This window comes from Cytobacillus sp. NJ13 (genome assembly GCA_030348385.1).
Taxonomy (GTDB): domain Bacteria; phylum Bacillota; class Bacilli; order Bacillales; family Cytobacillaceae; genus Cytobacillus.
The window spans coordinates 1,043,176-1,057,342 of sequence record JAUCFP010000006.1 but is presented as its reverse complement, the minus strand read 5'-3'; the positions used below and the strand labels follow the sequence as shown (position 1 = coordinate 1,057,342).

General features: G+C 40.3%; 13 protein-coding genes. 5 read left to right on the top strand and 8 right to left on the bottom strand.

The window, feature by feature from the left end:
* Positions 1 to 31: 31 nt before the first annotated feature.
* Together QUF73_05140 and QUF73_05135 are read left to right on the top strand one after the other, a co-directional pair.
* Positions 32 to 1,249: a NupC/NupG family nucleoside CNT transporter gene (locus tag QUF73_05140; GenBank protein MDM5225589.1), complete on the top strand. Its 1,218-nt coding sequence runs from the start codon at positions 32 to 34 to the stop codon at positions 1,247 to 1,249.
* Between the two features lie 219 nt (positions 1,250 to 1,468).
* The gene (locus QUF73_05135) at positions 1,469 to 2,953 is read left to right on the top strand and encodes an aldehyde dehydrogenase family protein (GenBank protein ID MDM5225588.1); all 1,485 of its coding nucleotides are present in this window, start codon (positions 1,469 to 1,471) and stop codon (positions 2,951 to 2,953) included.
* Between the two features lie 293 nt (positions 2,954 to 3,246).
* On the opposite strand, the gene QUF73_05130 is transcribed toward QUF73_05135, so the two are convergent.
* On the bottom strand, positions 3,247 to 4,836 hold the full coding sequence (locus QUF73_05130; GenBank protein ID MDM5225587.1) for an acetolactate synthase large subunit: 1,590 nt from the start codon (positions 4,834 to 4,836) through the stop codon (positions 3,247 to 3,249).
* A gap of 434 nt (positions 4,837 to 5,270) precedes the next feature.
* Here QUF73_05130 and QUF73_05125 point away from each other — a divergent pair, with 434 nt between their 5' ends.
* A complete protein-coding gene (locus QUF73_05125; protein MDM5225586.1) occupies positions 5,271 to 5,870 on the top strand; it encodes an SCO family protein in 600 nt (199 codons plus the stop codon).
* A 40-nt stretch (positions 5,871 to 5,910) separates the two neighbouring features.
* Here QUF73_05125 and QUF73_05120 read toward each other — a convergent pair whose 3' ends face one another.
* From QUF73_05120 to QUF73_05105, 4 genes are all read right to left on the bottom strand, one after another.
* Positions 5,911 to 6,045 carry a hypothetical protein gene (locus tag QUF73_05120; protein ID MDM5225585.1) on the bottom strand — a complete coding sequence of 45 codons (135 nt, stop codon included), beginning with the start codon at positions 6,043 to 6,045 and terminating at the stop codon, positions 5,911 to 5,913.
* Positions 6,046 to 6,149: 104 nt separating this feature from the next.
* Positions 6,150 to 8,507, bottom strand: coding sequence for a penicillin acylase family protein (locus tag QUF73_05115; protein MDM5225584.1), 2,358 nt, complete (start codon positions 8,505 to 8,507; stop codon positions 6,150 to 6,152).
* A gap of 30 nt (positions 8,508 to 8,537) precedes the next feature.
* A complete protein-coding gene (locus tag QUF73_05110; protein ID MDM5225583.1) occupies positions 8,538 to 8,921 on the bottom strand; it encodes a MaoC/PaaZ C-terminal domain-containing protein in 384 nt (127 codons plus the stop codon).
* On the bottom strand, positions 8,921 to 9,367 hold the full coding sequence (locus QUF73_05105; protein ID MDM5225582.1) for a MaoC family dehydratase N-terminal domain-containing protein: 447 nt from the start codon (positions 9,365 to 9,367) through the stop codon (positions 8,921 to 8,923). Before QUF73_05105 ends, QUF73_05110 begins: the two co-directional genes overlap by 1 nt.
* Before the next feature lie 180 nt (positions 9,368 to 9,547).
* Here QUF73_05105 and QUF73_05100 point away from each other — a divergent pair, with 180 nt between their 5' ends.
* Complete coding sequence (locus QUF73_05100; protein ID MDM5225581.1) at positions 9,548 to 11,167, top strand: ATP-binding cassette domain-containing protein; 1,620 nt, start codon at positions 9,548 to 9,550, stop codon at positions 11,165 to 11,167.
* Between the two features lie 41 nt (positions 11,168 to 11,208).
* Here QUF73_05100 and QUF73_05095 read toward each other — a convergent pair whose 3' ends face one another.
* Positions 11,209 to 11,346 (bottom strand): YuzL family protein, encoded by a 138-nt coding sequence (locus tag QUF73_05095; protein ID MDM5225580.1) that lies wholly within the window; start codon positions 11,344 to 11,346, stop codon positions 11,209 to 11,211.
* Positions 11,347 to 11,449: 103 nt separating this feature from the next.
* On the opposite strand from QUF73_05095, the gene QUF73_05090 reads away from it, so the two are divergent.
* The gene (locus tag QUF73_05090; protein MDM5225579.1) at positions 11,450 to 11,695 is read left to right on the top strand and encodes a YkuS family protein; all 246 of its coding nucleotides are present in this window, start codon (positions 11,450 to 11,452) and stop codon (positions 11,693 to 11,695) included.
* A gap of 72 nt (positions 11,696 to 11,767) precedes the next feature.
* On the opposite strand, the gene QUF73_05085 is transcribed toward QUF73_05090, so the two are convergent.
* A complete protein-coding gene (locus QUF73_05085) occupies positions 11,768 to 12,937 on the bottom strand; it encodes a D-alanyl-D-alanine carboxypeptidase family protein (GenBank protein MDM5225578.1) in 1,170 nt (389 codons plus the stop codon).
* 216 nt (positions 12,938 to 13,153) lie between these two features.
* Positions 13,154 to 14,092: a hypothetical protein gene (locus tag QUF73_05080; GenBank protein ID MDM5225577.1), complete on the bottom strand. Its 939-nt coding sequence runs from the start codon at positions 14,090 to 14,092 to the stop codon at positions 13,154 to 13,156.
* Positions 14,093 to 14,167: the final 75 nt, after the last annotated feature.

Below are 14,167 nucleotides of genomic sequence, written 5' to 3'. Positions count from 1 at the left end.
TTATTCTAAATTCAACAAATGAGGTGTCAAAATGAATTTTATCTGGGGTTTATTAGGGATTGCTTCTGTATTGGGGATTGCTTTTCTCCTTTCTTCAAATCGGAAAGCGATCAATCTTCGTACAATTCTTGGCGGGCTGGCCATACAGTTTGCGTTTGCATTTGCTGTTCTCAAATGGGATCTTGGTAAAAAAGCATTAGAAAAACTAACTTTTGCAGTAAATGATATTGTCGGTTATGCAAATGAAGGCATTAATTTTCTATTCGGAGGATTATTCCAGGAAGGATCTGGAGTTGGTTTTGTCTTTGCTTTTCAGGTGCTGACTACAGTAATCTTCTTCTCTTCCCTAATATCTGTGCTTTATTATACCGGGGTTATGCAAGTGATTATAAAGGTCATTGGCGGAGGTTTGTCCAAACTGCTTGGAACAAGCAAGGCAGAATCCATGTCTGCAGCAGCTAATATTTTTGTCGGACAAACGGAAGCTCCATTAATTGTCCGTCCTTTCCTGAACAAAATGACGAAATCTGAACTGTTTGCTGTTATGACCGGAGGCCTTGCATCAGTTGCTGGTTCAGTTCTTATAGGATACTCCCTTCTTGGGGTACCATTGGAATACTTGCTTGCTGCAAGCTTCATGGCTGCACCTGCCGGCCTTGTCCTGGCTAAAATTATGATACCTGAAACAGAGGTTTCAGAGACAACAGACGACATAACGATTGAAAAAGATACTGATTCTGTAAATGTGGTAGACGCTGCGGCACGCGGTGCAAGTGTCGGACTTCAGCTTGCATTAAATATCGGTGCTATGCTTCTTGCTTTCATCGCTCTGGTTGCTCTTATCAATGGAATTATCGGATTTGCAGGTGGGCTTTTCGGATTTGAAAATCTTACATTGGAAACCATTCTTGGATTTGTTTTTGCCCCTCTTGCATTTGCAGTAGGTGTTCCGTGGGCTGAAGCTGTACAGGCTGGCGGATATATCGGCCAAAAGCTTGTATTGAATGAATTTGTTGCTTATTCAGCTTTCGCTCCAGAAATCAGCAGCCTGTCTCCTAAGACTGTTGCAGTAGTGAGTTTCGCGCTTTGCGGATTTGCCAACATTTCCTCTATGGCCATTCTTCTGGGCGGATTGGGCAACCTTGCCCCTGACCGCCGGAACGATATAGCCAAGCTTGGAATTCGTGCTGTAATAGCTGGAGCACTTGCTTCTCTATTAAGTGCAGCAATTGCAGGAATGTTAATTTAATAGTTTTATAGCATACTGGATTAATCCGGTATGCTTTTTTTTTGTTTAAAGTTGGGAACAGGCGAGAATTGTCGAACATTATCTGAAAATTATTTTAATTCAGAGTTGATTTTATATTTTTGTTAATGTTAAAGTATGATTGTAAGCGTTACCATAAGTATTCTTCTAAATGTTTTGCACCATGGAAATACATAGACTACTATTTTAAGGAGGAATTATATGAGTCAGCTAACTGCAGGATTAAAAGAAAAGGTAGAAAAGTTTTTAAGCGGAAAGAAGAAATTATATATCAATGGTGAATTTGTTGAAAGCAAATCACAGAAGACGTTTGATACGTATAATCCGGCTACAGGAGAAGTTCTTGCTTCTGTTTTCGAAGCCGGTGCAGAAGATATTGATCTGGCAGTAAAAGCAGCCCGAAAGGCTTTTGATGAAGGCAAATGGTCAAAAATGAGCGCATCTAAGCGCAGCCGCCTTATGTATAAGCTTGCTGATCTTATGGAAGAAAACAGTGAAGAATTAGCACAGCTTGAGACATTGGATAATGGTAAGCCGATCCGTGAAACAACTAATGCCGATATTCCTCTGGCTGTTGAACATATGCGCTACTATGCAGGCTGGTCTACGAAGATTGTCGGCCAGACTATTCCTGTCAGCGGGCCATTCTTCAACTATACTCGCCATGAGGCAGTTGGTGTGGTTGGGCAAATCATCCCTTGGAACTTCCCTCTCCTTATGGCAATGTGGAAGCTGGGTGCAGCCCTTGCAACAGGATGTACGGTTGTTCTTAAGCCAGCGGAGCAAACACCTCTTTCTGCTTTATATCTTGCTGAGCTGATGGATGAAGCCGGCTTCCCTCCAGGGGTTGTCAATATTGTTCCAGGTTTCGGAGAAACAGCTGGCCAGCCGCTTGTCGATCATCCATTAGTTGATAAAATTGCGTTTACTGGTTCTACTGAAGTAGGCAAACTGATTATGTCCAATGCTTCCAAGACTTTAAAGCGCGTTACGCTTGAGCTTGGCGGTAAGTCTCCAAATATTATTCTGCCAGACGCTGATTTATCAAAGGCTATTCCAGGAGCTCTGAACGGTGTTATGTTCAACCAGGGTCAGGTGTGCTGTGCCGGCTCCCGTGTTTTCATACAAAAAAAGCAGTTTGATAATGTTGTAGCTGACATGGCTTCGCATGCCAAAAAAATTAAACAAGGTGCCGGTATTCATGCTGACACAGAAATTGGCCCGCTTGTTTCTGCTGAGCAGCAAAACCGCGTTCTTGGGTACATTGAAAAAGGCCTAAGCGAAGGTGCCCAGCTTGTAGCAGGAGGTGACAAGCCGCAAGAGCAAGGTTACTTCGTCTCCCCTACTATTTTTGCTGATGTTCGTGATGAAATGACAATTGCGAAGGAAGAAATCTTCGGACCAGTCATTTCAGCCATGCCTTATGATGACATAGACGAATTAATTAACCGTGCTAATAACAGTGAATATGGTTTAGCTGCAGGCGTTTGGACTCGTGATGTGGCAAATGCACACTATGTGGCCAACAAACTTCGCGCAGGTACAGTTTGGGTGAACTGCTACAACGCATTTGACGCTGCATCTCCATTTGGCGGCTATAAGCAATCCGGTATCGGCCGTGAAATGGGATCATACGCTCTGGATAACTATACAGAAGTTAAGAGTGTTTGGATTTCAATGAAATAATAGCAGAACCAAAAAAGGAACCTTGCGGGGTTCCTTTTTTATTTATCAGAAATTCTGTCTTTGATTTCTGAGCAATGTCTAGCTTCAGCGCCTACCCCCTCGAGGTCACAAGCTTGTCTAGTTGCGGCTCCCTGGGCAGTCGCCTCCACTTTTCAAGCAATCCTCCAAAAAGGTAAAGGACGATTTTGTAATAAACATGGTACTGTTTTTGGAATTTGTTACTTGAATTATAATTATTTAAATTCTATTTAAGGGGAATGACGTCCCCTTGTCTCTTTTGACAATTTTATCTCTCATCCCCCCATCTGAACATCTATCAAAGTCATTTCATCGGCCAGCTTCAAAGCTTCCTTTAAAGTCTGTTCAAATTCATCCAATTGATGAGGTCTTACACCTTTTACTCCAAAACTATTGGCTAATTGCACAAAGTCAGGGTTGCCAAAAGCAGTTCCAAAGCTGCTATTGAATTTTTCCAGCATCATTTGTTCCTCTAATTTTAATGCTGCATTATTTAAAACAATGATGATAAACGATAGGCCTAATCGTTGGGCCGTTTCTAATTCGGTTATATTCATTAATGCCCCTCCGTCTCCGGTGATACAAATAACCGGAGCATCTGGACAAGCTATTTTGGCACCAATGGAACCTGGCAAGGCAATCCCCATTGAGGCTAAGCCATTTGATATAATGAGTTGACCGGCTTGTTTGGGTTGGTAGGTGCGGGCAATAGATACCTTGTGGGCACCTACATCAGAAATGATGATGGTGTTTTCTGGTGTGATTGTTTCAATCACCTTTAAGACATTTTCTATCGTTAATGATTGATCTTTTTTTGAATCTGTATCGATTTGGTAAGCTAATTTAACCCGTTCTCTTAAATTCCCTATCGGAACCCATGGTCTAAATGGAATTTCCAGTTGATTAAGTGCCTGTAAGGTCAGATTTAAATCACCTACCAATTCTCCCTTTAAAGGATAGTGTTCATCCATTTCGGCTGGAATTGGATCAATATGTAAAATAGGACGCTGCTTTTTATTCCAATCCTCAGGAGGCTTTTCAACAAAATCATACCCTACGACGATTAATAAATCTGCTTCCTCTATGATTGGTAAAACTTCATCCTTTTCATTAAATCCAAATGTATAAAAATTAAGGGGATTGTCTTTAGGTAACACCCCTTTCGCCATAAAACTATGAATAACAGGTGATTTAAGCTTCTCCACAAATGTGATGAATTCCGAAACAGCTTCTTGTCTTATTATCCCGTTGCCTGCTATGACAAGTGGTTTCTGGTATTGACCTAATATAGTACATGCACTCTCTAAAGCTTGTGAACTTGGTGTACTTCTTGGAATAGGTGTCACTGGTAATGTGTGATTAGAAATCATCTGTGCGGCAAGATGCTCTGGAAATTCAATTAAAACAGCACCAGGTTTTTCCATTTGAGCTAATCTAAAGGCCTTGCGAATGATCTTTGGAATGGTTTTTGAATCTTTTATTTGAACACTCCACTTTGTTGCAGGTTCAAATATTTTAACGATATCCAAATATTGATGGGATTCCTGGTGCTGCCTATTAAAGCCAGTTTGTCCTGTTATGGCTACAACTGGAGAATGGTCCAAATTTGCACTCGAAATTCCTGTCAAAAGGTTTGTCGCACCAGGTCCTAATGTCGCTGTGCACACACCAGCCTTTTTTGATAATCTACTGTAAACATCCGCCATAAAAGCTGCTCCTTGTTCATGACGAACATTTACAAACTGAATTTGTTTCGATTTTGACAATGAATCAATCAGATCAAGGGTTTCCTTCCCAACAATCCCAAAAATATACTCTACGCCCTCATTTTCTAAACATTGAACAAGTAAATCGGTTGCTTTCATACGACTCCCCTTTTCAAACTAGCTTTTTCCTATTTTTCCCCTTCATTTATTAAAATAACCTTTCGATCTTAGGAGGAAAGGTTGTAAGCATGACGTAAATCGGGCATGTTGGAAGTAAAGCAAGTTAAGGCAAGCAATTCTCCGCAGCCTATCTTGCTAATACAGATACTACCGCTATAAAAGTATCCAATTATATTTACCTCATCTTATGTATAACTAAGTCTCATTTAGATATCTACTAAATACGAACAGTTAAAAATTAAGTTTCGTTTAATAATGTTTAAGGTTAACCAATACCTTTAGTTTAAATGAACAAGGCGCTTACGCTTTTCTTATTGCTTCACTATAATTTCCCCTGTTTTAAGAATAAGTTCACAGATTATCCATAGGATTTTTGATGGATATTATTTATCCTTATATTGGGAGGGGAAATAATGAAAAAAGTATATATTATATCCGCTATTATTGTCATATTAGGCATAACAGCCGGCATTTCTTTTTTTATCATTCGTGATATGACAGCAAAGATACCTGATCATATTACACTTTTAACCGATGATGAGAAGGTTTACGACTTTGCAGAATCGGATAAAAAACTGAAGCTTGTTGAATTTATTTATACGCATTGTCCGGATATTTGTCCGACTACTACACAAAGGATGAATCTGCTGAAAGGCGATCTTGAGAAAGAGGGTGTTTTTGGGGAGAAGGTGCAATTCATTACTGTAACGATAGACCCCTATAGAGACACTGCAGAGGTTCTTCGAAAATATAGAAATACCTTTGAAATTGAAAATGATGGCAATTGGATCTTTCTTACTGCAGAGCCTGATAACCTGAAAAAAGATCAGTCAGAAATTCAGGAGCTCGCTAACACGTTTCAATTTCAATACCGTGATCCCGGTGATGGCTTCTACGTTCATAGCACCTTTGTCTATTTGCTTGACGAGAATAATAAGTTTATTAAGAAGTTCCCAATGGGAGAAGATTTTGATAAGAATGATGTTTTCAATAAGATCATGAAGCAAATATAATAAAAAAGTGGCGGATTCTGAATCCGCCACTTTTTTTAACCTAATTCGCAGAAGAAGATAAATTTTTGTTTTGGTTAATGAGTATTAAAGTTTTTGATCTTGGCTTTGAAAAGCTTACTTTAATACCGGATTTCTTTAATCTGTTTACCAAATCAACCAGCTGCTTTTTAGCCATTTGAAAAACTCCTTTTTCCCTGCCTGTATGTTTATTATTGTACATGAAAAATATGAAAAAACTATGAACAAAAAGAAACATTTTATGATTTTTGGGTAGCTTTTTCAAGGTTTTAATAAAAGTGTATGCATGGTCTTCTCTTCAGTGAGAGTTGTCTTATGATAGATCCCTTCTGCCCAGCCGTTCATCTGGTCATGATACCACTGGCTTAGAGGATGTCCTGATTGTCCTGGTCCCACAAGATGATAGGCTGTATTCATGTTTTGCGTATCCAGTACAAATCTCCACGAGCCTCCATGATTTACTGTGCCATCCTCTTTATTAGCTGCCGCCTGGACTGTGACTGAACTTCCGCCAACAGGAATCCGCCCTTCTCTATTAAACAAGTAGTTTAAGGGTTTTACACTTGAAAGCGGATGGGAAAAGGCTAATTGATGATAGTCTCCCCATTTCCACTCAGACAGATTATTTCCTTGAAGATCTGCAGCTTTCTTCACTGCTGAACTCAATGATCGCGAAAGGACCTCTTCCAGTCCGCCCTTTTCTTCAATCCAGCGGCTTTCCCTGCCATTTGCTGCATTTCTCAATAATTCATCCACCGCCTGCTTTTGCCCTTTAAAGAGCTTCCTCATTTCTGGTGATATCTGATTATCAAAAAGAACATCGGATATGCTTTTCATCCAAAGATTGAAAATGAGAGGGGCTGCACCATCTTTGCTGTCGTTATAATCCCATTTACTCAGGACGGAAAAAGCTTCCTTTTCAAGATTGGAAGATGGTTCTCTAATTTCAGACAGGAAAATGGATATAAATTCCTTTGCCTGCAGGTTTTTCTGATCCATCTGCAGAGACATCATATCATCTGCTGTAAGATCATCCTTGCTATTCAGGAATTCCTGTATGCGCATTTGCCTGTACGGCTGTGCCCAATCATGACTTATATGGTAAGGGTAGCTCTCGTCAATAACTTTATTGTTTGCAGTAGATATGAAGCCTTCCTTTGGATTGATGGTTTTTGGCAGTTCATCATAAGGAATGTATCCTTCCCATCCATAATCTTCTGTCCAGCCTGGCACTGGCAATAGCCCGTCTCCTTTCTTTCTAATGGGGATTTTACCGTTTGCTTTATAAGCTATTGTTCCATCAGGCGAGGCAAATACAAAGTTCTGTGCTGGTGTATGAAATAACTCCAATGCTTGTTCAAATTGATTCCAGTGAGTTGATTTATTCATTTTTAGAATGGCTTCCAGTTCTTTTGAAGGTTCAAGGGCAGTCCATTGCAAAGAAAGAACGGTATCTTTGCCGCTGTCTGCAGCAAATTCCGAAATTACAGGTCCGTGGCGTGTAATTGTTACTTGATAGTTAATTGTCTCTTTTTCTTTTACCTTAATTGGTTCTTCAATTACTTCTGCCTTTTCCCATTTTTCATTGAATAGAAACTCATTTTTATTGGCAGGATTCCTTTTTTCAATATACAAATCCTGGACATCTGGCCCTGTATTGGTTACTCCCCATGCAATGTTCTCATTGTGACCGAGAATAATGCCCGGAATGCCGGCAAAAATGACTCCGCTGACGTTCATTTCCGGGGACTTCAGATGCATCTGATACCAGATGGAAGGTGTGCTGAGTGATAAATGCGGATCATCTGCAAGAATTGGCTTCCCGGATGCCGTTTTGCTGCCGGCTGCAACCCAGTTATTGCTTCCGTTGAATTCCGGCGGAGTAATTGCATTTGCAAAGCTTTCTTCAATATTTAAGTTGTGTTTTCCTATTATGTAAGGGGCTTCTTCCGGATATGAGGGGAATAATTCATACGCTTTATCTTCCGGAAAATGCTGAAGGAGATAATAGCGGAATGCCTGGCTTTCCCAGTGTCCGCCGAGATCATATGCCATATACTTGCCTATTGTGAGTGAATCCGCGGGAGTCCATTCTTCAGGCTTATAGCCGAGTATGGAAAATTCAGGCGGCCATTTTCCGTTTTCTTTGACCTCTTTAATATAAAGATTTACGCCTTCCGCAAACCAGCCTAAAATCTGTTTTGCTACCGGGGAATAGGCTTCATAGGATGCTTCTGCGGCCCTTCTCAGTCCAAGTGTCCTAAAATATTTATCATTTTCAACCGCCGCTTCCCCGACTACTTCACTTAATCTGCCAGATGCCTGCCGCCTGCTTAAATCCATTTGAAACAGGCGATCCTGAGCCTGCACATATCCTTGTGCAATAAAAAGGTCTCGTTCATTATCCGCAAGTATGTGGGGAACGCCATTGCTATCGCGATTCACCCTGACTTCCGCAGAGATGAATCCAATTTTGATCTCTCCTTCTGTTTTAGGGATTGAGCGCGATAAAAATCCAAACATAACGAAAAATGCCGCAGCCAATAAAACTAATATGATTACAAAGGTCCAAAGTGAGTATTTCTTCCACTTTGATTTTGGCTTGAGCTGGACCCCGATATGACCTCCCATAGAAATCCTTCCTTTATATTATATTTTTACTTGGAACTGTCCTGAGAGCTTCACTTCACCGGCTTCATTTTTAACTGATACTTCTCCTGTCAGTCTCTTCTCCTCCTCTTCCATTGTTTCCCCTGTCACTCTTCCTTCTATTGTCAGTTTCTCGCCAGGACGCGTCATTTTGCTGAAGCGCACTTTGAACTTCCTCAGGTCTTTTCTCGGAAACCAATCAGCCAGTGCTTCGCCAGCCATTCCCATAATGAGCATCCCATGGGCAATCACACCGTCCAATCCCGCTTTTTCCCCAATCGGTACTACTGTATGAATTGGATTAAAATCTCCGGATGCTCCTGCATACTTGACCAGCTGTGTATGTGTAATCTCGGGTTTATGAATCGCTGTTAATTCGCTCATTAATCTGTCCCCCTTCTTTCGATTATGGTAGATTCCGAATACAGAACCTCGAATCCTGCATTGTTTTTGTAATGAATTCCTATTGTGATAAAACGGAGATTCCTCTTTTCAAATGCTGAGATTAACTGAGGAACGGCAGTTATTGTATCGCCAGCACATAATTCCCCCATATAGAGATATTCCTGTCCTCCATGAAGAACCTTAAGCGGGTCAAGACCGAATAGGCTGATTAGGGTTTCGAAATCCAATCCTCCCCACATCTCAATAGCCGTCGGAAATGTAGGCGGAATGGGGATGTCCCGGTACCCCTCTTTTCTCGCTATGTCCGCATCATAATAAATAGGATTCCTGTCTCCAATTGCCATAGCAAATTCCCTGATTTTTCCCCTCTCAATTGTGAAGCGGAAAGGTTTTAGTTTTACATCTTCTTTTATAAGAGATTCCATTAAAAAAAGCACTTCCTCTCATCAAATATATAATCTTTATGTATTCGACTTTTTCCTGCTGCTTCCTTTTAATTTTCTTAACTTTTATGAAACCGATAGATTGCATTAAGAAGAATTCGCGATTACGCGCTGAAAGTGGTATACTTTTAAGGATTATGTATTTGGAGGAATAAAAATAATATGATAACTGTCAGTAATGTAGGTCTTCGATACGGCGACCGCAAACTATTCGAAGATGTTAATATTAAATTTACACCTGGCAATTGCTATGGTTTGATTGGAGCAAATGGTGCCGGTAAATCAACTTTTCTAAAAATTTTATCCGGTGAAATCGAGGCACAATCGGGAAGTGTTCATTTAGGTCCCGGCGAGCGCCTTGCTGTCCTGAAACAGAATCATTTTGAATACGAAGAATTTGAAGTTTTAAAAGTAGTCATCATGGGACATGCCCGCCTTTATGAAGTGATGCAGGAAAAAGATGCGATTTACATGAAGGCGGATTTCACTGATGAAGATGGCATGAAGGCTGCTGAACTTGAAGGTGAATTTGCAGAATTGAACGGATGGGAAGCAGAATCTGAAGCAGCTATTTTGCTGAAAGGGCTTGGCATTGAAGAAGATCTTCATGACAAAAAAATGGCTGACCTTTCTGGATCGGAAAAAGTGAAAGTTTTGCTTGCTCAAGCCCTTTTCGGCAAGCCGGATGTTCTTTTGCTGGATGAGCCGACGAACCACTTGGATATCAAAGCAATTCAATGGCTTGAAGAATTTCTGATCAACTTTGAGAATACTGTAATTGTCGTATCCCATGACCGTCATTTCTTAAACAAAGTATGTACGAATATTGCCGATCTTGACTTTGGGAAAATCCAGATTTACGTTGGGAACTATGACTTCTGGTATGAGTCGAGCCAGCTTGCACAAAGGATGGCTCAGGATGCCAATAAGAAAAAGGAAGAAAAAATCAAGGAACTGCAAAGCTTTATTGCCCGCTTTAGTGCAAACGCATCAAAATCGAAGCAGGCAACTTCACGTAAAAAGCTTCTTGATAAGATTTCTTTGGATGACATTAAACCGTCCTCCAGAAAATATCCGTATGTCGGCTTTTCGCCTGACCGTGAAATCGGGAATGATCTGCTTCGGGTAGACGGCATCAGCAAAACTATTGATGGCGTTAAAGTTCTGAATAATGTCAGCTTTATCATGAACAAAGACGATAAAATTGCGTTAGTTGGCACAAACGAATTGGCAAAAACTGCGTTATTTAAAATATTGACTGGTGAAATGGAGCCGGATGAAGGAACGTATAAGTGGGGTGTTACAACATCTCAATCCTATTTCCCGAATGATAACTCGGAGTTCTTCGAAAACTCTGATTTGAATCTTGTAGACTGGCTGCGCCAATTCTCACCTGCTGACGACAGTGAAAGCTTCCTGAGAGGTTTCCTTGGAAGAATGCTGTTCTCTGGTGAGGAAGTTCTAAAGAAAGCAAGCGTTCTTTCAGGTGGAGAAAAAGTCCGCTGCATGCTTTCCAAAATGATGCTTAGCGGTGCAAATGTACTAATGCTGGATGAGCCGACCAACCACCTTGATTTGGAATCCATTACGGCATTGAATAATGGTCTAATTAATTTCAAAGGGTCTTTGATTTTTGCATCACATGACCATCAGTTCATTCAAACCATTGCCAACCGCATTATTGAAATTACACCGGCTGGCATTGTTGATAAGCAGATGACTTATGATGAGTATTTAGAAGATGCATCCATTCAAAAACAAGTTGCTGAAATGTATCAGTAAACAGTAGAAGCAGGAGGAATAACCTCCTGCTTTTCGTTTTGTTAAAAGTCCTGTTTTTTCTTTTTATGCCGTGCAGAAGAAGCCGTTCTGCTTCCTGTTTCCATATTAGTTGTACCTTGCCCTTCGATGTTTGGAGAACTTAGTCCAGCCTTTGAAGGGTCTTTTTTGCGTTTGCTCATATTAAACACCTCCTTTCTTACTGTTTCGTGATTAGGCTTTTTTTATCCATGGAATAAAATTGGAGCACAAAAGCCAATCTAACAAACGGAGGAGGTGTTAACATTGACGAAAAGAGTAGCGGTTGAACAATCCTTAACAAATGTTTCTGAAGCGCTTCGCCAAAAAGGATATGAAGTGGTTGATTTGAAGTCGGCGCATGATGCTGAGAACTGCTCCTGCTGTGTAGTGAGCGGTGTTGATTCAAATGTGATGGGTATGCAGGATGTTTCTACAAAAGCTTCTGTCATTGAAGCAAGCGGCCTATCGGCGGATGAGGTATGCCGTCAGGTGGAGCAAAGAATGCAATAAAAGAATGTCCGCAGACTAAAGAGAAATTCTTTAGTCTTATTTCAGAAGAACATGCAATAAAAAAGACGGGCATTAAACCCGTCTTCTTCTTCTGGCTTTTGCTTTTAAATTTTTCCTTAATAATAGAATAAAGATCCCAAATAAAAATATCGTTAACCCGACTCTGCCATAGTACCCAGTTGTCTCTTTCTCAGGCTCCTTATCTGTTTTCAGCTTGCTTGAAACCACTTCATCTTGTTTGTCTTCCAGAAGCTCTACAGATTGAATGATCCTTCCGTCTTCACCCTTAATCTGCAGCTTTCCTTTTGCTGTAATGTTTTCTTCGTAGTTTCCTTTTGGCAAAGTTATGGCTACATTTTCACCGCCAGTTGTATAGGTTTTTCCATCAGAAGGAAAAACGTCAGTGCTGCTCAGTCTCGCAGTTTCAAAGTTGCGGAACCCATAATTCAAAAGTTTTTTTGTATCATTATAAATATCCCGCTTGAAATCAGCCTTTAACACAATGGCCGTTAACTTTATTGAATCATTCTCTGCAGAAGTGGCGAGGGTCTGTTTAGCTTCATCTACGAAACCGGTTTTTCCCCCTGTTACTCCTTCGAATGGAACCTCCCCTTTAAGCATCCTGTGATGAGTAAAGATGGTGGTGTCCCATGACTTTCCTGCCCACTTAAGTTCCTTTGTTCCATAGATTTCTCTAAAGGTCTCATTTTTCAGGGCATAATTAGTTAATTTTGCAAGGTCCCCTGCCGTTGTATAGTGGTTTTCATCATACAGACCGTGAGGGTTAACAAAGTGAGTATTTTTTAATCCTGTACTCTCTTCAAGATAGCGATTAAGATTCTCTGAGAATGCTTTCATATTGCCGTCAAGATGCTCAGCAATGCTCCAGGCAGCATCATTTCCTGAATTTATCAGCATTCCCTGAACGAGCTTTTTTAAAGGCACTTTTTCTCCTTCCTCCAAATAAACTCGTGTTCCTTCAACCTCTGCTGCTTTCTTGCTTATAGTTGCTATGTCATTTAAGTCTCCATTTTCAATGGCATATATGGCTGTTGCTATTTTCGTCAAGCTGGCCGGGTACATCTTTTTATCCGCATTTTTTGCATACAGAACAGCACCTGATTCAGAATCTGTTACAATTGCGGCTTCACTGATAATTTCAGGGTCTTTTGTTTCCTCAGCTGCTGCATATGCAGTCGGAAAACTGAATAATAGCAGTATAAAAGCAAGCAAAATTTTCATAAATACACATCCAATTCAAACCGATAATCAATACTGATTGTACCAGACAATTCATGCATACTTATATCATATTTATAAATTGTTACATAATTGAAAATTTAATGCCGTAATTTGAGAAGATTGATAATGAAAGGAAATTACCTGCTTTTATCTTTTCCAAAACAACAAGAACCTAAAATTTTGAAAAACAAAAAAGCAATCCAATTGGACTGCTTTTTAGCTTGAACATCCGCCTCCGCAGCTCGAACAGCTGGAGCCGCCGGAATCATGACCACCATGGCTGCTGCAAGAGAAGCCGGAACAGTAAACCATTCCGGCAGCACTGTCTTTTGCGAGTTCCGGGGGAAGAAGTTCGTTCATATGGTCCTCGAACCCATCTGGTTCATAAACCGAAAAATACAAGGCTGGAAACAACAGATTGGAATACTGGCTGACAGAAGCGGGCTTCGTAAATTCCAGCGGCTTTTTCCCAAGCTTCACTGATTCTGCTTCAGAAATTTCATGCTTCAGTTTTTCGATCAATTTCTTTTTCAGTTCAAGACAATCATTTCCTGCCCTGAAATACTTATTTAATAGTTCAGCCTCATTCATGCTTCTGAAATCCTCAAGTATTTCCTTTTTAATCGGATTTTGCAAAAAGCTCCCCCAAATTCTTCTGCTATTATGGCCTGCTTCAAAAAGGCTTAAATACACCCAGTCAAAAAAAGCCCTTTCCCCTGGAATGGGTGTGCTGTCCATATTTGGGGAATGGTGCAGGTATTCACCGAAGAAATTTTTTGAAAACTGATCATAATCACGAGTAAACATGAGCATTTCATGCCATATTTCATCCGCTTTCCTGCTGAACATAGGCACTGCTTTAAGTATGGCATTCATCACAAAATATCTTTTCAGCTCAAAAAATGTCCAATCATATCCGTAGTCTTTCCATTTAGGGTGCTCTCTCAGCACACGATTTTTTATATTCTCCCTGTACCCTTCAGGCAAAGATTTTTCTAATTTTTTAATCATTGACAAATAGTCGTCGGACTGAATTCCGAGATGTTCAGGAAATGGCTCGTCTTTAATAAAGGGATCTCTTTTCGAACCCCTCACCAGAACTTTAATGAAGATGGCAGCGAAAATCACACCAAAAATATACAAAAATATTTCCATAGATCCTCCCCCAAACTATATATATGTTTCAATTATATATGAAATTTACAATATTTAGCAGGGGTGGTTTTTCAA